Raw genomic sequence first — 18,227 nt, forward strand, 5'->3', positions numbered from 1 at the left:
GCGATGGAGGACCGGATAACCCTGCAGGTCGCGCGCTACCGACCGGATCGAGACGACGAACCGGTACTGCAGTCGTATGAGGTTCCGCTGCGCAGAGATTGGACCGTGCTCGACGGCCTCAACTACATCAAGGACTACCTCGACGGAACGGTGTCGTACCGGTGGTCGTGCCGGATGGGTATCTGCGGTAGTTGCGGCATGACCGTCAACGGCGAGCCACAACTGAGCTGCGCCACCTTCCTGACCGACTATGCGCCGGGACCGGTGCGAGTCGAACCATTGCGCAACTTCCCGGTGATCCGGGATCTCGTCATCGAGATCGGCGACTTCATGCACAAACTGACCGAGGTCAAGCCATGGCTGATCAGGGAGGAACACGGGCTGCTCGAAGACGGCGAGTACCTGCAAACTCCGCTCGAAATGGACGACTACAAGAAGTACAGCATGTGTATCAACTGCATGCTCTGCTACTCGGCCTGTCCCGTCTACGCGCTCGATCCCGTGTTCCTCGGCCCGGCGGCGATCGCGCTCGCCCAACGCTACAACCTCGACTCGCGTGATGAGGGAGCCGGAGATCGGCGCGACGTTCTCGCGTCGGCGGAAGGAGTTTGGTCCTGCACCTTTGTCGGCGAGTGCACGACCGCCTGCCCGAAGGGGGTCGACCCCGCTGGGGCGATCCAACGCTACAAGCTCACCGCCGCCACGCAATCGCTGCACGACTTCCTCATGCCCTGGCGGGCACGATGACCACGACACCACGGTTGTACCGAAAGCCGATCTCCAGGTTCTGGTGGGTACGACGCCGCTCGTACCTGATCTTCGTGCTGCGCGAACTCAGCAGTTTGTTCGTCGCCTGGTTCGTGGTGTACCTCCTGCTTCTGGTCAACGCGGTGAGTTCAGGAAGCGAGGAATACCAGCGGTTTCTGAACTGGAGCTCCGGCCCGGGGGTGCTCGCACTGAACACGATCGCCCTGCTGTTCGTGCTCATGCACACCGTCACCTGGTTCAACCTCGCGCCCAAGGCGATGGTGGTGCGTGTACGGAGCCGACCCGTCGCACCGGTCGTGATCCTCGGGCTGCACTACCTGCTGTGGGGTCTGCTGACGGTGATCGTGCTGTTGGTGGTGCTGCGATGACGAAAAGGAAGTCCCTGGAACCGTTGGGGTGGCTGATGTTCAGCGCCGGCGGGATGGCCGCGGCACTGCTCATACCTGTGCTGCTGTTTCTGTTCGGCCTCGCCTTCCCACTGGGTTGGCTTCCCGCGCCGGACCACGCATACCTGCTCTCGGTGTTGCGCCATCCTCTCATCCGGCTGGTCCTTTTCGGACTCTGTGTGCTCGCTCTATTCCATTGGGCACACCGCTTCCGGTACATGCTGTACGACGGCTTGCGGCTGAAGCGGTTCAGCGCGTTGATCATCGTGGCCTGCTACGGCGTCGCCGTCATCGGCTCGGGAACGGCCGCCTACCTTCTGCTGCGCGTCTAGCTTGTGGTGCGGCAATGAGGTTGCCGGCTCCGCGTCCAATGTAGGTGTCTGGCAGTCATTGTCGACAGCGACGCGTGGATCCTCGATGACGATCAGGTGATCGCCGTTGTTGTGCTCGCCGGACGGTGAGAAGTTGCCCGACCCGGTGTAGACCCTGGTTGTGGGTCCGTGGTTATGGCGTGTCGAGCTTGCTTGCTTTCACGACAACCCAGGCGAGGTTTTCGTGCACGATGTCACTGTGCGCACCGAACGGTGGTTGGCCGTTCGCTACGGTGCCGGACGCATCGATATTGATCAGTTCGCCCGCAGTGAACGGATAGTCGTCCCCGACGCCCCGTAGCTCGACTCGAGTCACATCGAACGCGCCGACGGCTCCCATCGCCGTCCACGGATTGTCACCGTGCGCTCCTGCGGCGTTGTCTCCGGCGACTTTCGATGCAAGTGGATAGAAATTGTTCAATGCTCCGTCGTGGCTCGAGAAGCAGACGGAAACGGGCCCGTCTACCCGGTTGGATCGTCCGGCCAGACCGCCACGTCGGTTCCGATCGAACGGCAACGGGTCCGCGAAAGCGAAGCTCGAGAACGCACCCTGCAGCAGCGTGACAGATTTCACCGGGGACGGGACCAAGCCGTCGGGCAGTCCGGCCAGGGCATACGACACGACCCGTGCGCCGAAGCTGTGGCCGATCAGATCGATGCGCAAACTCGGGAATTCCCGATGCAACCGTCCCAGCAGCGGTCCCAGGCCGTTCTCGCCGACGACACCGGCGCGGTTCTTCATCTGCCAGTAGGTCAGCGTCCGTAGCGCCTCTTTGGCGCCGTGGAGCACCTTCCCGAATATGTCACCGATTCCGGCAGCGCCACCGTGCGCCGAATCGAGGTCGACGCCCGATCTCATCAGCTCCATCGCGAAGTCCCGGAACACCTCTGACGCATCGTTGTTCGTACTGAGCATCGCGGGGAACCCGCTGTCGGCGTTGTCCTTCGGGCCTTCGCTGTCGGTGTTTCCCGGGAACGTGGCGATGCTGAACTCACGCATTTGTCGAAACAGCTCGTCGATGGTGCCGGGGTCCGGCCTTTCGGTTCCCAGCAGTTCGGCAATCCGATCGAGCTGTTGCGCCCCGTCCGGAAAGGTCGCCTTCAACATCTGCAGAGTGTCGGCGTCGAGCGTCGGTGATCCAGCGGGAACAGACTCGCGGCGGCGTGCGGCCGCGGCCCCGGTGGGCGCCACGGCGGGCGCGAAATCCCCGATCGGTTCATCCGACCAGCGCTCCGACGGCCAAACCACGCCCGCGTATCCGATCCGGCGTGTCGCGGCGGACGGCAACGTGTCCAGTTTTCCGAACCACCGCTGGTACAGATCGACCGCCTTGCTGCGATCGTTGTTCCAGCCGTGCGAGAACACGATCAGGTCGGTGAGCTCCCGCTGGCGTACACCCGCGACAAGTGCGTCGGCGTCGACCGAATCGACATCGCCGTCCTTGTCGAACGAAACGATCCAAAGTGGCTTGTCGCCAACAAATTCCGGCATCTCTATTACTCCTTCGTCGGCAGGTTCAGACAGATTGAAGGGCGCGCATCAAGTCGACGAGTCCGCCGCCTTCGAGATAACGGTCGCGGCCCAGCGGCGTGGCCGACTCGACGAAGATCCGCTTGACCGATTCGGGGTCGCTGATGAACTCGCGGCGGACCGACAGGAACGCCGCGATGGCACCCGACACATGTGGAGCGGCCATGCTGGTACCGCTCTGCTCGATATACACCGCCGCGCCCTCCTCGTTTCTCCCCAACGATCGAAAGGCATCCGCGCCGAGCTCACCCGCGGCAGCCGATGTGATGCGTTCGCCCGGAGCGACCAGGGCCGGCTTCATCCGCCCGTCGCCCGTCGGCCCCCGCGACGAGAAGTAGGAGATTCCATAGGTATGCGGCGCATCACGGTGCGTCGAGCCGACCGTGACCGCACGTTTGGCGTTTCCCGGATCGTTGATCGTCATTCCGGTGCTGAACCGGGTCGGTGCGTTCTGGTCTTCGACGAAGAGGCTGACATACGCCGAGTTACCCGCCGCGACGACGACGATGACGCCACTGCGGACGAGGTTGTCGACCGCGATGCACAGCGGGCTGCTCCCGCACGCGTACCACGCCGGGTCGAATCCGTAACCGAGGCTGAGGTTTACGCCATGGATCCGGGGCGCGTTGTCGCTGGCCGCATTGACCCTGCGCACATAGGAAAGAGCTTGGATCACGCGCCCGACCCGCGCCGTCTCGTTGCCCTTCGCGCCGAGCACCTTCAGACTCACGAGCCTCGCCCGTGGCGCGATCCCGGACAGGCGCGCGGGCTCGACGACCGTGCGCCTGCGCAGCTCGGCGCCGTCGGCGGTGTTGTACCGATTCTCGGTGACGACAACCTCTTTCGCCCAGCCATTCAGTCCGCCGGCGATGATTCCGGCGACATGGGTGCCGTGGCCCTCCTCGTCGAGCAGAGCGCCGTCACGAACGGGAGGTCCGTCTCCGGGGCACGTGCGATGCAGATCGCGCACCGATGGATGGCTGAGGGTTTCGTTGGTGAGGAAATGCGGATGGTTGCGGTCTATGCCGGAATCCACGACTGCCCAGACGATTCCCTCGCCGTACGCGTTGAACGATCGTTGGGCCGCTTCGGCTTTGATCGTCACAAAGGACTGGTCGATCTGACCGTGGATCTCGAAGTCCGGCCAGATGCGTTGCATTGCCCGCGCCGATATGTCCGACGCGACGGCATCCGCGGACACCAGCCCCTCGATCTGGTCTGGGGCCAACCGTCCCGTTGCGTACTCGTCGGTGAGACGGTAGGGGGTACCGGCGGCCGCGACGAGCTTCCAGAGCTCTTTGAGCCGGTTGAACGCGGCATTGAGGCCGCGGCCGTAGCTCGAGTTGAGCTCGACCATGACGGAGATCGGATCGTCGGCCCCGGCAGGTGACGCGGTACCCGCCTCGGCCGCTCGGGCGTGCCCCGATCTGCGAGTCTCGAGACGCGCGCGCAACGGGGGAGCGATAACACCCGCGACCGGCAACCTGCCCGGCGCGCCGATTGCCGTCATCTGCCCTCGCGTCGGAACATAGGCCGCCGCACGCGCGATCGCGTCGGGTGCCTCGCTGCGGCCGAGCCCGGTCAGTTCGATCGGTGACCCCTGCACGACGAGTCCGTCGTCACGAAGTTTGCCCAGCGCGTCGGAGACCGCGACCCACCACATCGGCTCACCGGCCATCGAATCACGTTCGCCTGCTTCGAACTTGGCGGCAAACCGCGCGGCGATCATCGTCAGCAACCTCTGCTGGTTCACCGTCTTGCCCGCGGGCGCGGTGTCGAGGACCGACAGCACCCTGTCTTTCCAGACGTCGATGTCACCACCCATGGCCCCGGCTCCCGCACGTCATTCTCGGATCACAATGCTCATCGTCAGTTTCCATCCGCCATCGCACCTGGTCACGGGTAGTTCGCTACTCGACTCTCGCGATGCAGCCGCTCGCTGTGAATGCGTATCGAGTGAGCGGACACAGGAACGAAGGGGACGCACCTTGGGAATTCACTCGAGCCCGATCGCCGGCACGATGTGGGGAATTTCGATGGAGGCCATGATGGGTTGATGAGGCGAAGCGACTTGGAGTCGGCAAGGGCAGGGGCGGATGGAGCGCTCGAGGCCGGTTCGGAGATTTCCGCCGCCGCAGCACCCGAGGCACGCGAGATCCGGGTGCTGGCATTGAACACGTGGCACAGCGGCAGCAAGATTTCCACTGGTATCCAGCTGATCACCGATCTCATCATCTCGACACAGGCCTCGATCGTGCTGCTTTCGGAGGCAACCGAAGCGACCACGGCCGTCGCGGCCGAACTGGTGCGGCGGGGGCGCGAGTTCAATGCCATCGCCTCGCACGACACGGGAATTCTGTCGGTGTTTCCGGTCCAGGACAGCGCCGATCTGCAATGGATGGTCAAGGCGCGGTTGAACATCGGCGGAAGGCGCCTCACCGCCTACTCCGCGCATCTGGAGTATCGCTGGTACGCCTCCAACCTGTCCCGAGGGTACGGACCCGGAGTTCCGGCGCCGGGCGAGTTCGCCGAGCACGAGTGGAACAAGCTGCCCGACGGCCCGGTGACCGACCTCGCGGTGATCCAGCGCATCAACGCGGCCTCGGGCCGCCCAGAGGTCATCAGCAACTTTCTCGCCGACGCGAAAGCCGAGATCGCCGACGGCTCTTCGATCATCATGGGTGGCGATCTGAACGAGCCGTCCCTGCTGGATTGGACGCCCGCCACCGCGCAGTTGTTCGACCACAACGGTGTGGTGTCGGCGTGGGAGACCACTCGACGCCTGCAAGAAGCCGGTTTCATCGATGCCTACCGATCGATGTATCCAGACCCGGCCACCCATCCCGGACTCACCTGGCCCTCGGACAACGTCGATGTGGATGTCTCCGACCTCGCGTGGGCTCCTGAGGCCGACGAACGCGACCGAGTCGACTACATCTTCGCTCATGGTGCCGCACTGCGTCTGTCTGCCGTCGGCATCATCGGCCCGCGCGGGTCCATAGTGCGCGGTACCCGACTGCAAGAGACAACCGAGGACAACTTCGTCGCCTCGCCGGCGCAGTGGGTCAGCGACCACAAAGGCATCCTCGCGACATACCAACTCACCGACTGAACGGCATTACCTCTCTGGATTCCGCGCCAAGTCTCTCCAGCAGCGTTGTTTGGCTGTCGGAATGCGGGTTATCCGCCAGAAGACCGATCGCAAAACACGATCCAGCACCGGAGGGTTTCTCAGCCCCTTCGAATACAGCAGCGAAACGAGGTAGCTGGCCATGATTATTCTCGGACTCATTCTTCTTATCGTTGGGTTCATATTCAGCATCCCGATCCTGTGGACCATCGGAATCGTGGTTCTCATCATCGGGCTCGTGTTGTTCCTATTGGGATCGACTGGCCGCGCCGTCGGCGGCAGACGCCATTACTACTGATCCCAGGATCGCGAGAAACAGCGGCAGCGTCCATGACTCGCGTCGACTCCGACGCCCGAGCCGACGCGGAACATGCTCGCGCACAAAGAAAGTCGGCTCGCGCGATGCAGGCGGGCTTCGGAATTCCGAAATCCTTCGCGATCTGCTCAGCCGGCGCCAGGTCGCAACGCGCAGATCACGTGAGTGGCGAGTTGGTCGACGAACTCGGCATCGGCTGGCTGGCGGGTGAGTAGGTGGCGGAAGTGGATCGGCGCTATGAGTAGTTCGATCGCGACGCGGGCGTCGGTGTCGTTCGGTAGTTCGCCACGGGCCACGGCACGGCTGATCATCAGCTCGTTCGCGTGATATCGCGTGTCCCAGAAGGTGTCTCGCGCTGCTGCGATCTCGTCGGAGTCGGTGTTGAAGGCGAGTGCCCGGGCCAAGCCGTTCCCCAACGGGGTATCGAGGTAGGCGATGAGCGCGGTGGCGAACGCGGTCAGGTCGCCGTGCAGTGTGCCGGTGTCGGGCAGCGGCAGAGTGCGCTCGCTCGCGGTGAGCATCACGTCGAGGACCAAGTTCTCGCGGGTTCCCCAGCGCCGATAGATGGAGCTGTCGCGCACGCCGGCGCGGCGGCTGATATCGGGTATGCCGACCTTGGCGACGCCGTGCTCGGCGACGGCGTCGAGCACGGCGCGATGGACGGCTTCCCTGACCTTCGCGGCGCGACCTCCTGGTCGGCGCTGCGGCGCGACGTTCTCGGCTTCGGTCATACTCCCATCCTAAAGCAGAACTTCTTGCTTTTGATTGCCCGGTGTGCCTACGCTCACTAAAGCAGAAACTTCCGCGAATGTGAGATGGAGCGAGGGCACACCACAATGACGTTGTTGCTGGATTTGGCGAAACGGATGGTGGTCAGCGCGTGCGCGATGACCCGCACCACTGAACGCGTGACCCATCGTCTGGGCGCAGCCCCGTTCCTTCCCAGGTTGTTCGCCGACCGGTTCACCCATTTGGGCGGGATACCCACCGACGAGTTCCGCGGGCAATTGGCCGGTTGCCGCTCCTTCGAGGACACCCGATGGGCCGGTTACTGGAAAGGCTTCGCCGAGCAGCATCTGGCGCACGCCGACGCGGCACTCTCACGCCTGGGTGGACCCCACGCACAACAGCTGCTCGACCCGGCCTCCGCGACCGACCTGCGCTCCCTCGGTGAACTGCTCGCTCCCGCGGCGACGATCCTCGCCGACCGCGGCACCGTGGCAGATCCCGGTGCGGTGCAACGGTTCTGCGCCGAACATCCTGCCGCGGCCGATGCCGCTGTCGCGCTGGACGGGTTGATCAAAGCGCTGGTGTACGAGTTCGTCGCCGCGTGGCCGGGCTGGAGCCCGCAGCGGTTGCGTGCCTACGAACGATCCCACCGCCTGTGTGAGGTGCTGCTGCTCGCACTCGCGCCCGCGATGGGTGTGAGCATCGAGGCGGTGCGGATCCCGATCGACGGTGGCGAACGCGTGCGCGGTTTCCTGATGCTTCCGATCGGGGCCGAATCGGTGCCGACAGTGCTGTTCACCAACGGCCTGGAGGGCACGCTTGCCGAGGTACTGCTGCCGCTGCTGGTCCAGCGGGACACGGGTATGGGCATGTTCGCGATGGAGATGCCCGGCACCTACTCCTACCGCGAACCACTGTCCAGTGCCGCCGAGCGCGTGTATTCGGAGGTCATCGACTACCTGGCCGCCGATCCGCGTGTGGATGCCGACCGGATCGGCATGATGGGATTCAGCTTCGGCGCCTACTGGTCGACCCGCATGGCAGCGGTCGATCCCCGGTTGAAGGTGGCCGTCTCCAACGGGCCCCTCACGCACCGCAGTTTCGGCGCGCTCAACTCGATCGGGATGCCGGAGATCATGGTGTCGACCCTGAGTCACACCGTTGGTGCCTCGAGCACCGCGGATCTGTCGCGCAAGCTGGCGAAACTCTCACTCGCACAGCACTATCGCAAGATCGCGATACCGCTGCTGGTGATCAACGGGGCCCGCGACACGTTGGCGAGTACCCAGGACTCGATCGATCTCGCCGTCGGCGCCCCGAACGCGCAACTGGTGCTCTACGCCGAGGACGACCATTGCGCGATGGGTAACGCCCAGCACTGGTCGGCGTTGGCCACGCGATTCCTGCACGACCACCTGGTCGCCCACGACGCCGTCGAGGTTACGCGATGACCGACTCCACGACGACGCCGGTGCCGCGGCTGCGGCGCATCCTCAATCGCACCGAACGCCGCATCGACGTGCAGATCGACAGCGGCGACGGCTGGCGCACCGCCGACGAATCCAGCAGCGCAAGAGGTGCTTTCGCGATTCCGTCGGCGTTCACCACTGATTTCGAGATCGCCCGCTACGACATCCTGGGCTTGGCCGACGGCGCCACGGTCCTACCAGTGTGCCCGGCGTCCTTCCGCGATTTCATGATCTTCGAAAAGCATGCCGTCGACGCCGCCCGCGGCCTGGCCAAGCGCTTCGTGCCCGCCGGCTATCGGATCGGTCGCGCCTACGAGGCGTTGACCCACCGCACCTTTCCTCCGTTCCGGCCGCACGCACTGTGGTACCGCCAGCCGATCTACTACATGTCCAACGCGCTGACGATCGTCCCGTCCGGGGTTGCGATCTGCTCACCTTCCTACAGTCGGGCACTGGATTTCGAGCTCGAACTCGGGGTCGTGCTCGGCGCACCCTTGCGCGACGCCACCGTCGGGCAAGCCGCCGCCGCAATCGCCGCGGTCGTTGTGGTCAACGACTTCTCGGCCCGCGACGTGCAATTGGCCGAAATGCGTTCCGGCTTCGGGCCACAACGGTCCAAACACTTCACCACCTCGATGTCGGCGACCGCCGTCGCGGGGCACGCGGTCATCGACCGACTCGATCGGTTGACCGCGACGGTGGCCATCAACGGAAACACGGTCTCGCGCACCGGAACTCACACCATGCGGTACTCGATGGCCGAGGCGATCGCGCACGTGTCGCGCAGTGAGCAGCTCTACCCCGGCGAACTGCTGTCCTCGGGCACCCTGCCCGGCGGTAGCGGGATGGAGCTGGGCCGCTGGCTCGCACCCGGAGACGAACTGCGACTGGAAATCGACGGCATCGGCGTCATCGAACACCGAATCCAGCTCTGAGAAAGGCGCCCTGTGAAGATTGATCAGATTTCCGACTCCGTCTATGTCGTGGCCGGAACGAATGTCAATTGGGCACTGGTCAGTGACGGCTCCGGTGTCACCGTCATCGACGCCGGATACCCCGCCGACACCGAGGACATGCTGGACTCGGTGCACCAGATAGGCCATCACCTCACCGATATCGCTGCCGTGCTGCTAACCCACGCCCACCTCGATCACATCGGCGCGATCCCCGCTCTCGTCGAACGGGTGGGGATGCCGGTCTACACCGGGACCGAGGAAGTCCGGCACGCCAAACGCGAATACCTGCAACAGATCACCCCGGTCGGAATGATCAAGCAACTCACCACCCACCGGGGTCGTCGCTGGGTCGCCCACACCATGCGCGCGATCCACGGCCATATCGGCATGGCCATCCCCTCGGCGACCACGGGCGGCGCGGACGCCCTGGCTGCGTTGCCCGGTGGGCTCGTCGCGGTTCCGACCCCAGGCCACACCAGCGGTCACACCGCCTACCTCATGCCATCCGAGGCAGTCCTGTTCTCCGGCGACGCATTGGTCACCGGCCACCCCCTCCTGCGGCACACCGGACCACAACTACTGCCAGCAGTGTTCAACCACGACGAAACCCTCACCCGGGGCAGCGCTGAGCATCTGGGGATCCAACCGGCCCGAACACTCGTCCCCGGACACGGCCAGCCGATCGGTTTCGACGCGGCGCAACTCGCGAGTGCGCTGGGTACAGCCCGGCACCGAGCACGACCGGTACGCCGGTTGCGATGACATGGACGTGGTCACGATCCGTCGTGGGTTCCGAACGGACACGATCTCGTATGTGCATGGGACAGAAGCAGTTTCAGGCGAGAACAGCGGCCAGGAACCCGGCGATGTATGCGAGGGCGAAAAGGATCGGGATCCATTGTTCGATGTGGGAGAGGGGCCAGTATCGCGCTCGGTCCGTGCCTTCGCCCAGGGCCCACCATTCGGCTCGCCAGAAGGGGGAGGCGGGCAGTCGTTCCTCGAGGGCACCCACGACCTGGTACTTGGCAGTGTTCAGGAGCCGGTAGCTGCGGACCAGGTAGAACCAGGCGAAACACTGGCCGAGGATAGCGGCCAGGGGGATCGCCAGCCACCACACTTTGTCTTGCGACGGGGATTTCCCGAAGGCAGCGGCGAGGGTGAAGATGCCACTATTGAGCGTCAGGAAGAAAGTGTTCGTCAGACCCCGCCGGGCGCTCACCCTGTCGGCCATTTCCACGTAGAGCCTGTACTGTTCGAGCACAGCGCTCTCATAGGCGGCGCCGCGGCCTTCAGGGCTTTGCGGTGCATCGTTCCAGAGTCGGGTCTGAAGCTCGGATCGCTGATCGTTCAGCACCGTCCACCTCCTGAAATGTCGCGTGTCCGTTTGCCATCCGTCCATTCAGGTGGGCCGGTCGGCAAGGATTCCTGGGCCGAGTTGCGCCGACCTCCGCGGTCGGCAATGGGCTTGGATTCATGCCGCATATCGGCATGCCGTCTCCCAGCCCGATGGCATGTAGGACTGTAGTTGGGCTCGGGTCACGTACGGGGTGGCGAGCTCACACGCCTTGTCCACGTTCCAGAGGTCCCAGAGCCGGACGGTGTGGTCGGTGCCGGCAGTGGCCAGCCGGGTGCCGTCCGGGCTGAACGCCACCGCAGTCACCCTGTCGGTGTGGCCGATGAGCGGGGCGCCGATTGGCCTACCGGCAGTGGGATTCCACAACCGCACGGTGTTGTCCCCGCCCGAGGAGGCCAATAGCGTTCCGTCCGGGCTGAACGCGACACCGAATACACCGTCGGTGTGGCCGGTGAGTGGAGGGCCGGTGAGTTGTCCCGAGGCAGGGGCCCACAGCCGGACGGTGCGGTCCGAGCCGGCAGTGGCCAATAGTGCGCCATCCGGGCTGAATGTCACCGCGATGAATAGATCGGTATGACCGGTGAGGGCTCTGCCGACCGGCTTGCCGGGGGTGAGGTCCCACAGCCGCACGGGGTTGTGAATGCCGCCGACGGCGGCTAGTCGAGCGCCGTCCGGACTGAACGCCACCGAGTACACCGGGCCGTTGTGGCCGGTGAGCGGTTCGTCGAGCGGCTGCCCATGAGTGGGGTCCCACAGCCGCACCGTGCTGTCGTTGCTGGCGGTGGCGAGTCGGCTGCCGTCCGGGCTGAACGCCACGTCGAACACGCCGTCGGTATGGCCCGTGAGTGGAGTGCCGGTGGGTTGCCTGGTGATTGGGTTCCACAGCCGGACGGTGTGGTCGGCGCCGGCGCTGGCCAAGAGGGTGCCGTCCGGGCTGAACGCCACCGCACCGACCGCGCCGTTGTGGCCGGTGAGTGGTTCGCCGACCTGCCTACCGGTCGACGGGTCCCAGAGCCGCACGGTGCCATCCCGACCGCCGGAAGCCAACAGCCTGCCGTCCGGGCTGAACGCCACATCGTTCACCCAGTCGGTGTGGCCGGTGAGCGGTTGGCCGACCGGCACACCAGTGGTGATGTCCCATAGCCGCGCGGTGTTGTCGTTGCTGGCGGTGGCGAGTCGGCTGCCGTCCGGGCTGAACGCCACCGCGTTTACCTCTCCGGTATGGCCGGTGAGCGGTTGCCCGATCGGTTGGCCGGTGGTGACGTTCCACAGCCGCACGGTGCTGTCGTTGCTGGCGGTCGCCAGCCGGGTGCCGTCCGGGCTGAACGCTACCGAGTGCACCTCGCGGGTGTGGCCGGTGAGCGGTTGGCCGACTGGTTGGCCCGTGCCCGGGTCCCACAGTCGCACGGTGTTGTCCCCGCCGGAGGACGCCAACAAGGTGCCGTCGGGACTGAACGCCACGTCGGCCACCCAGTCGGTGTGGCCGGTGAGCTGGCGACCGACCTGCGCACCGGTCGCGGGGTCCCACAGCCGCACAGTCCGATCGGCGCCGGCGGTGGCCAAGCGGGTGCCGTCGGGGCTGAACGCCACGTCGGACACCGCGCCGGAGTCGGCGTTGATCGGTTCGCCGATCTGCCCACCGGTCGCGGGGTCCCATAGCCGGACGGCGCCGTCCCAGCTGGCGGAGGCCAGCAAAGTGCCGTTCGGGCTGAACGCCACCGCAGTCACCCTGTCGGTGTGGCCGGTGAGCGGTTCACCGACCTGCCTACCGGTGGCTGGATCCCACAATCGCATGATGTTGTCGGACCCCGCGGTGGCCAGCCGGGTGCCGTCGGCGCTGAACGCTACCGAGTACACCCTGTCGGGTTCGCCGACGAGCAGTTCGCCGATCTGCCTACCGCTCGCCGGGTCCCAAATCCGCACCGTGCCGTCCATGCTGGCGGTGGCCAGCCGGGTGCCGTCCGGGCTGAACGCAATGTCGTTCACCCAGTCGGTGTGGCCGGTGAGCGGGCCGGGAACTTGCTGCCCAGCGCTTTGACCGAAGGCGATGCGGGCGTTGACCACTGCGCTGGTGGCCTGCCACAGCGGGGCCGGTGTAGCTCGACTGCTCTCGGCGGCGAGCGCGAGCGCGAGAGCGGCGTTGCTGGGGGCGGTGTCGCGGGAGGCCGTGGCAAGGGCAAGAGCGACGGCCTCGTTGCGTTGGCGTACCGCCTCTTGTTGTTGGCGTACCGCCTCTCGTTGCTTGACGACCGCGATCGTTGCCGCGGCGACCGCGAGGACTGTCAGCAGGATCAGGCTGGCAATCGCGGCGCGGCGTAATCGCCGGAAGCGGCGTTGTTCGCGCAGGTCTTCGCTGGCCAGCTGGTACTTGGGTTTGCCGTGGATCGGGGCGGCCAGGTCGATGAGCTTCTCACGGAACATCGGTGTACGCGGGTCCCAGGGGGCATCGCTGGTGACGTCGACGTAAAACGGTTCGGTGGCCAGCACGCCGGGTTGCGTCAGCACGGGCAGGGCCACGTCGGATCGGTCCGGGTCGAACCTTCCAGTGCCCTCATCCCATGCCAGGTGTCCGTCGGTGACGACGAACAGCAGTTGGTCCGGGCCGCGGCGCTGCAGCCAGTGGACGACTTCCTTGTTGACCCATTTCGAGGCAGCCGCATATGGGGAGAGGACCACGATCAGGTAGCGGGCGCGGTCCATCGCTTCAGTGACCTTGCCCCAGAGGTCTGGGCTGGCGGTGAGGTCGGTGGCGTCGCGGAATACCCGCAGGGCGTGCAGGTGGCCGGTCCGTCGGCCGATGCGGTGTAGGCCTTTCTGGATCCCGGCGGCGACCGGCCGATCATGGTGGGTATAGGAAATGAAGGCGTCGTAGTCGAACGACTTCCCTTGCCCGTGAGCCCGCTGCTCCGGAGCCTCCGCAACTCGAGCACACATGACCATCTCCCGGGTCGAGACGCATGGACTAGACCATCCCAGCCTGATGCAGGCGAATCCGCAGGTCGCGGGTAGGCCACTACTCGGATCCGCGAAAAGTTGGTGACCCCGACCATGCCAATAGCGGCCGCGCGAAACTCGGGAGAGGATTCCTTATTGCATGGCGAATAGCTTCGCCTGTCCGGATACAACGGTGTCGTTGCGGTCGACGAGTGCGACTCGCACCTGGACTTGACCCGACTCCAGGGGGCGCTGGCCAGGGGCTTCTGTCATCGGAATGCTCGCGTCATGTTGGGTATTGTCGCAGGTGACGGCGTTCTGAGTGCCTTGGGCGGCGGGGCCGTCGGCGGTGGGTTCGCCCATCATCGCCTGAATGCTGGTCACTCCGTCGGAGTTATCGCAGCTGTAGGTGACTTGAACTATGGTCGGTCCGGCGCGGGAGATGTCGATGGTCGCGGCGGCGAGAGCGGGGGCAGCCGTGACGACCAGGGCTGTCGCCATTGTTGCGAAGACGGTCGCGACATGGGTGGTGCACCGATAATTCCGGGTAGTTGTCATGGATCTTGTTTCCTCCTGTGTGGCGGGTATGAATCCTGAACACATCGGGAAGAGAACGCGGCACTCGCCGCACCGCGCGTATCAATGGTGCAGCCTTCGGGCTCGCGCGGGGGGAAAACCGCTCTACGGTCACAAAGCTTCCGGGGATTGTCGACAAACCTCCGGTCATGCTTTCAGCTGGCGGTCGATGCCGTGGCCGAGGTTTTCGCACTTGTCGAAAACCAGATATTGAACAGCACGGTTTCGCTATGGCGTGGACGCCGCACCTCCATCTGGGGCCCTTTCGAGTTTCGGGTAACGCATTACCCTAGGCGCATCACCTGCCGCCTTCGACCATGGTGTGACCTCCCAAAACAGCTCCAACAAACAGGTGGTGGCAACCATGTTCTTCTACAACGACTCGAGCCGGACGGCCGCTTCAGGCGAACTCGACGGCAGCGGAAAATTCATCAACTTCGCCGATATGTCCGGATTCGGTCACTGGACTCATATCGTGCCCGTGGATGGGCGGCTGTTCTTTTACAACCGTGCGAGTCGGACGGCCGCTTCGGGCGAACTCGACGGCAGCGGAAACTTCGTGAATCTCGCCGATATGTCCGGATTCGGCGACTGGACTCATATCGTGCCCGTGGATGGGCGGCTGTTCTTTTACAACCGTGCGAGCCGGACGGCTGCTTCGGGCGAACTCGATGGCAGCGGGAACTTTGTCAATCTCGCCGATATGTCGGGATTCGGCGAGTGGACCCACATCGCCGGGTGAACAGCGCGCGCACTCCCGCCTCTGTTGCCGGATAACCTTCCGTTATCGGGCAACCTTGCCTAGATCACCGATGGCAGAAGCACTGCACCGCAACAGGAGTCGGCATCCCCAACTGCGGCACCGCACGTCCGGGTCGCGCCCCGCACCAGCGGGGAACCGCCGCCCGGACCTGTCTCCAGAACGAGCGCGGAACGTTCTCAGACCACGGTCGCGGTCTCCTGCTCGAGCACTTCGCTTGCCGCCCGTTCTCCCGAGCGAACGGCTCCGTCGACCCAACCGCACATGACGGCAGAGCTCTCGGTTCCGGCCCAGTGGACGCGGTCGCACGGCTCACGCAGGGCACGGCCGAACTGGGTGAGGACACCAGTGGGTGCGTGACTCAGCATTCCGCCGCCGGAGTAGCGCTCGACAGTCCAGTTGTGCTCGACGTAGTCGACAGGGGAACCGGCTGTGTCGCCGAAACGCTCGACCAGCGCGCCGAGTACCGCCCTCCTTCGTGCGGCCTCGTCGAGTTGTCCGACCTGCCGCGCGATGGGTCCCTCGACGATGACACAGAGGATGCCGGGTCGTCCGGTATCCGTGCAGGCATCGATAGTGATGGTCGCGGGTGACCCCGGTGCGGCCGACTGCCCGGACAATCCGTCGCGCCGCCAGAACGGCTCGTCGTACACGGCGGCAATCTTGATGATCGAGCCGCTCGGCATCCGCTGATGGAGAAACGATCGATCGACCGGCAGCATCGGCTCGTACAGAATGTGACTCGCGATGGCCAGGGGAACCGCCACGATCGCCCGACGTGCGCGCACCGTCAACTCCTCCGCACGCACCGTGACACCGGCGGTGTCCTGCTCTATCCGGCGAACCGGCTGCGACAGGTGGATCGAGTCGCCGATCTCGGCCGCCATCGGCCGGTAGATCGCACCCATACCGCCGACCGGCCGGGCATCCTGCGCGCCGTCCTTGACACCGAGGACGAAGTTCGGCCCTCCCGCCGATGCCATCTGGTACAGCACGAACAGTAATGACACCTCCGAGGCGGCCGAGGTGTAGCAGCCGGCGACGGCGGTCTCGAGCAGATCATGGGCGGGCCTGGACAGCACGTGGTCATCCAGCCACTGCGCCAGGCTGAGCTGGTCCAATCTGTCTGCCTGCTTCGATGCCCACGGCGCGTCGAGGGGAACCGACTCGCACATATGTCCCAGCTCGAACAACGCCGCACCGAGGTTCAACGCCGCCCACGGGCTCATCGTCCACGGAATCGTGCCCGTGTAGCGGTGCTGCTTGCCGTCGACCACTATGATGGCCTCACCGTCGGTGTACTGCTGGTAACTCGGTACCCCGAACTCGTCCATCAATGCGTGGATCCGATCCTGCCCCGGGCCTACCCACGCGCCACCGCGATCGATCCACGACCCGTCGGTACGCACTTCGGTGAACGTGCGCCCGCCCAGGCGGTCGCGGGCTTCCAGCACCGCTACCGATCGACCCGCCTGTTTCAGCCGCAGTGCGGCCGTCAATCCCGCGAAGCCTGCACCGATCACGCAATAGTCGACATCTGTCATGGCGAGCTGTCCTCGTATCGCAGTTCTGCGCACGGCCACCGAATGACCAGCGCACGATCGCGGCACCTTCGGCACAACGGGTGCACATCGCCTTCGATCAGGTCGAATATTCAGCAATTCTAGAGCGAATCCCGAGGCAGGATAAGCCCTGTCAACGGTTCGGCGTGAACGGTTCGGTCCCGAGTACCAGGCGCAGACCCGAGATACCGGAATACGCTCGCGCGTAGGCCAGTTCGCGGCTGATGTCACCGACGTTGTTGACGATGGGAATCGAGATGGCGAGCGTTGACAGAGTGCCGAGTGCATAGCCGTCGCTGTCGAGGAAGGCACTGCCGCTGTCGCCCGGAATGCCGGGGATGGTCGCGACAAAAGCGTGGGTCCAGCCGCTGGCAGCGACATCGTCGATCTTGCTTTCACCGACCTGAGGGGACAGGCCGGTGATTCCGCCACGCAGAATCGAGTTCCAGTAGCTGTAGAGGTGGTCGCCGGCATTCGTGCCACTGGTGTTGATACCGACTGGGCCGCCCCAGTGCGGCAGGCTCGGATTGACTTTCCCGATGTCCTCCGGCGCGAGCTTCACCAGCGCCAAGTCGTTGTAGGCGCAGGCATTTCGGTCCTGCTCGCCATTTTCCTGCATGGTCAGCCAACTGCTGTACGCGAGCTGCCCGGCGGCGGTCGTCGCGCCGGAAACCGGCGAGCCGTTGCGGTTGAAACTCACGGAGGTTCCCAAGGGGAGGCTACCGGCGGTGCAGCCATCGGTTTCGGTGACGAGTCCCGTGGTGCCGCAGTGGGCCGCCTGGCCGATGTACACGTGGCCGGTGTCATCGATGAAGACATAGTTCGCCGTGCATTGGACCGCGCCGTGGGTATAGGTCTGTACCCCGGGGGTGATTGCGGCGGTGGCGGCGGGCGCCCATTGATGTCCGGCCTGGTCGGCGGCAACGGTCGGCCCGTAGCCGACGCCGAAGGTGAAGGCCTGCCGTTGCGGTGACGCGGGCGTCGAAGTCGAAGCATGGTTGTCGGCTGTGCTGTCGGTGCCGGGCTGGCTGCCACAGCCGGCGGCCAGGTATGTGCCGGTCGCGGCGAGGACGCAGGTCACCGGAATGGCGAACGCGCGGCGAAAACTGGACAGCAGCATCGATGGTCTCCTAGTGGTTGTGAGGTTGACGATCTAGTGCCGGTGTGCGGCCGCGGACAGCGAAATGCCGAGCGATTGCCATCCGGTTTCCTGCTCACATTGCGTCGTTGGTCGACGGGTGTCGGCCGCTGCGCAAACTTGTGGCGATGCTCGAAACGGTTTCAGGGCCCGGCGGGCGGCTGCCGCTCAAAACCCGATGACCAGCTGATCTGAATCCCATTCGTTTGCCATCACGAGGTGGTCAGTTATTGCCAAGAAATCGATC

Annotated in this window: 17 protein-coding genes; 9 read left to right on the forward strand and 8 right to left on the reverse strand. The window is 65.0% G+C overall.

Going from position 1 to position 18,227, the window contains the following annotated elements; all coding sequences use genetic code 11:
• The first annotated feature begins 3 nt into the window (after nucleotides 1–3).
• From sdhB to frdD, 3 genes are read left to right on the forward strand one after another with little or no spacing between them, the layout of a single operon-like run.
• The gene (sdhB, locus tag ACQPZ2_RS19415; RefSeq protein ID WP_433526822.1) at nucleotides 4–747 is read left to right on the forward strand and encodes a succinate dehydrogenase iron-sulfur subunit; all 744 of its coding nucleotides are present in this window, start codon (nucleotides 4–6) and stop codon (nucleotides 745–747) included.
• Nucleotides 744–1,136: a fumarate reductase subunit C gene (locus ACQPZ2_RS19420; RefSeq protein WP_433526823.1), complete on the forward strand. Its 393-nt coding sequence runs from the start codon at nucleotides 744–746 to the stop codon at nucleotides 1,134–1,136. Before sdhB ends, ACQPZ2_RS19420 begins: the two co-directional genes overlap by 4 nt.
• Nucleotides 1,133–1,486, forward strand: coding sequence for a fumarate reductase subunit FrdD (gene frdD, locus ACQPZ2_RS19425; protein ID WP_433526824.1), 354 nt, complete (start codon nucleotides 1,133–1,135; stop codon nucleotides 1,484–1,486). Before ACQPZ2_RS19420 ends, frdD begins: the two co-directional genes overlap by 4 nt.
• Before the next feature lie 172 nt (nucleotides 1,487–1,658).
• On the opposite strand, the gene ACQPZ2_RS19430 is transcribed toward frdD, so the two are convergent.
• Together ACQPZ2_RS19430 and ACQPZ2_RS19435 are read right to left on the reverse strand one after the other, a co-directional pair.
• Nucleotides 1,659–3,017: a serine-threonine protein kinase gene (locus ACQPZ2_RS19430; RefSeq protein ID WP_433526825.1), complete on the reverse strand. Its 1,359-nt coding sequence runs from the start codon at nucleotides 3,015–3,017 to the stop codon at nucleotides 1,659–1,661.
• A gap of 25 nt (nucleotides 3,018–3,042) precedes the next feature.
• Nucleotides 3,043–4,881 carry a S8 family peptidase gene (locus ACQPZ2_RS19435; protein WP_433526826.1) on the reverse strand — a complete coding sequence of 613 codons (1,839 nt, stop codon included), beginning with the start codon at nucleotides 4,879–4,881 and terminating at the stop codon, nucleotides 3,043–3,045.
• A 231-nt stretch (nucleotides 4,882–5,112) separates the two neighbouring features.
• Between ACQPZ2_RS19435 and ACQPZ2_RS19440 the strand changes: the two genes are divergently transcribed.
• Together ACQPZ2_RS19440 and ACQPZ2_RS19445 are read left to right on the forward strand one after the other, a co-directional pair.
• The gene (locus ACQPZ2_RS19440) at nucleotides 5,113–6,168 is read left to right on the forward strand and encodes an endonuclease/exonuclease/phosphatase family protein (RefSeq protein ID WP_433526827.1); all 1,056 of its coding nucleotides are present in this window, start codon (nucleotides 5,113–5,115) and stop codon (nucleotides 6,166–6,168) included.
• 160 nt (nucleotides 6,169–6,328) lie between these two features.
• Entirely contained in the window at nucleotides 6,329–6,484 is a 156-nt protein-coding gene (locus tag ACQPZ2_RS19445; protein WP_433526828.1) for a DUF6131 family protein, read from the forward strand.
• Nucleotides 6,485–6,630: 146 nt separating this feature from the next.
• Here the strand turns inward: ACQPZ2_RS19445 and ACQPZ2_RS19450 are convergent, their stop codons facing one another.
• The gene (locus tag ACQPZ2_RS19450) at nucleotides 6,631–7,233 is read right to left on the reverse strand and encodes a TetR/AcrR family transcriptional regulator (protein WP_433526829.1); all 603 of its coding nucleotides are present in this window, start codon (nucleotides 7,231–7,233) and stop codon (nucleotides 6,631–6,633) included.
• A gap of 105 nt (nucleotides 7,234–7,338) precedes the next feature.
• On the opposite strand from ACQPZ2_RS19450, the gene ACQPZ2_RS19455 reads away from it, so the two are divergent.
• From ACQPZ2_RS19455 to ACQPZ2_RS19465, 3 genes are read left to right on the forward strand one after another with little or no spacing between them, the layout of a single operon-like run.
• Complete coding sequence (locus ACQPZ2_RS19455; RefSeq protein WP_433526830.1) at nucleotides 7,339–8,682, forward strand: alpha/beta hydrolase family protein; 1,344 nt, start codon at nucleotides 7,339–7,341, stop codon at nucleotides 8,680–8,682.
• A complete protein-coding gene (locus ACQPZ2_RS19460) occupies nucleotides 8,679–9,635 on the forward strand; it encodes a fumarylacetoacetate hydrolase family protein (RefSeq protein WP_433526831.1) in 957 nt (318 codons plus the stop codon). The genes ACQPZ2_RS19455 and ACQPZ2_RS19460 overlap by 4 nt, the downstream gene beginning before the upstream one ends.
• Nucleotides 9,636–9,647: 12 nt before the next feature.
• Nucleotides 9,648–10,418, forward strand: a complete 771-nt coding sequence (locus ACQPZ2_RS19465) for an MBL fold metallo-hydrolase (RefSeq protein WP_433526832.1) — start codon at nucleotides 9,648–9,650, stop codon at nucleotides 10,416–10,418.
• 73 nt (nucleotides 10,419–10,491) lie between these two features.
• Here ACQPZ2_RS19465 and ACQPZ2_RS19470 read toward each other — a convergent pair whose 3' ends face one another.
• The 3 genes from ACQPZ2_RS19470 to ACQPZ2_RS19480 form a co-directional block, all read right to left on the reverse strand.
• Nucleotides 10,492–11,010 carry a RipA family octameric membrane protein gene (locus ACQPZ2_RS19470; protein ID WP_433526833.1) on the reverse strand — a complete coding sequence of 173 codons (519 nt, stop codon included), beginning with the start codon at nucleotides 11,008–11,010 and terminating at the stop codon, nucleotides 10,492–10,494.
• A gap of 117 nt (nucleotides 11,011–11,127) precedes the next feature.
• On the reverse strand, nucleotides 11,128–13,944 hold the full coding sequence (locus ACQPZ2_RS19475) for a TIR domain-containing protein (RefSeq protein WP_433526834.1): 2,817 nt from the start codon (nucleotides 13,942–13,944) through the stop codon (nucleotides 11,128–11,130).
• Nucleotides 13,945–14,097: 153 nt separating this feature from the next.
• Complete coding sequence (locus tag ACQPZ2_RS19480) at nucleotides 14,098–14,502, reverse strand: hypothetical protein (RefSeq protein WP_433526835.1); 405 nt, start codon at nucleotides 14,500–14,502, stop codon at nucleotides 14,098–14,100.
• Between the two features lie 340 nt (nucleotides 14,503–14,842).
• On the opposite strand from ACQPZ2_RS19480, the gene ACQPZ2_RS19485 reads away from it, so the two are divergent.
• On the forward strand, nucleotides 14,843–15,262 hold the full coding sequence (locus tag ACQPZ2_RS19485) for a hypothetical protein (RefSeq protein WP_433526836.1): 420 nt from the start codon (nucleotides 14,843–14,845) through the stop codon (nucleotides 15,260–15,262).
• Nucleotides 15,263–15,459: 197 nt separating this feature from the next.
• Here the strand turns inward: ACQPZ2_RS19485 and ACQPZ2_RS19490 are convergent, their stop codons facing one another.
• Together ACQPZ2_RS19490 and ACQPZ2_RS19495 are read right to left on the reverse strand one after the other, a co-directional pair.
• Nucleotides 15,460–16,824: a flavin monoamine oxidase family protein gene (locus tag ACQPZ2_RS19490; RefSeq protein ID WP_433526837.1), complete on the reverse strand. Its 1,365-nt coding sequence runs from the start codon at nucleotides 16,822–16,824 to the stop codon at nucleotides 15,460–15,462.
• 151 nt (nucleotides 16,825–16,975) lie between these two features.
• Nucleotides 16,976–17,962 carry a hypothetical protein gene (locus ACQPZ2_RS19495; protein WP_433526838.1) on the reverse strand — a complete coding sequence of 329 codons (987 nt, stop codon included), beginning with the start codon at nucleotides 17,960–17,962 and terminating at the stop codon, nucleotides 16,976–16,978.
• Nucleotides 17,963–18,227: the final 265 nt, after the last annotated feature.

Source organism: Nocardia pseudovaccinii (assembly GCF_050942345.1).
In the GTDB taxonomy this organism is placed as follows: domain Bacteria; phylum Actinomycetota; class Actinomycetes; order Mycobacteriales; family Mycobacteriaceae; genus Nocardia; species Nocardia pseudovaccinii.

Coding starts and splice junctions, on each gene's coding strand:
- sdhB (WP_433526822.1), top strand. CDS start 4: ATGGAGGACCGGATAACCCTGCAGGTCGCGCGCTACCGACCGGATCGA.
- ACQPZ2_RS19420 (WP_433526823.1), top strand. CDS start 744: ATGACCACGACACCACGGTTGTACCGAAAGCCGATCTCCAGGTTCTGG.
- frdD (WP_433526824.1), top strand. CDS start 1,133: ATGACGAAAAGGAAGTCCCTGGAACCGTTGGGGTGGCTGATGTTCAGC.
- ACQPZ2_RS19430 (WP_433526825.1), bottom strand. CDS start 3,017: ATGCCGGAATTTGTTGGCGACAAGCCACTTTGGATCGTTTCGTTCGAC.
- ACQPZ2_RS19435 (WP_433526826.1), bottom strand. CDS start 4,881: ATGGGTGGTGACATCGACGTCTGGAAAGACAGGGTGCTGTCGGTCCTC.
- ACQPZ2_RS19440 (WP_433526827.1), top strand. CDS start 5,113: ATGAGGCGAAGCGACTTGGAGTCGGCAAGGGCAGGGGCGGATGGAGCG.
- ACQPZ2_RS19445 (WP_433526828.1), top strand. CDS start 6,329: ATGATTATTCTCGGACTCATTCTTCTTATCGTTGGGTTCATATTCAGC.
- ACQPZ2_RS19450 (WP_433526829.1), bottom strand. CDS start 7,233: ATGACCGAAGCCGAGAACGTCGCGCCGCAGCGCCGACCAGGAGGTCGC.
- ACQPZ2_RS19455 (WP_433526830.1), top strand. CDS start 7,339: ATGACGTTGTTGCTGGATTTGGCGAAACGGATGGTGGTCAGCGCGTGC.
- ACQPZ2_RS19460 (WP_433526831.1), top strand. CDS start 8,679: ATGACCGACTCCACGACGACGCCGGTGCCGCGGCTGCGGCGCATCCTC.
- ACQPZ2_RS19475 (WP_433526834.1), bottom strand. CDS start 13,944: ATGTGTGCTCGAGTTGCGGAGGCTCCGGAGCAGCGGGCTCACGGGCAA.
- ACQPZ2_RS19480 (WP_433526835.1), bottom strand. CDS start 14,502: ATGACAACTACCCGGAATTATCGGTGCACCACCCATGTCGCGACCGTC.
- ACQPZ2_RS19490 (WP_433526837.1), bottom strand. CDS start 16,824: ATGACAGATGTCGACTATTGCGTGATCGGTGCAGGCTTCGCGGGATTG.
- ACQPZ2_RS19495 (WP_433526838.1), bottom strand. CDS start 17,962: ATGCTGCTGTCCAGTTTTCGCCGCGCGTTCGCCATTCCGGTGACCTGC.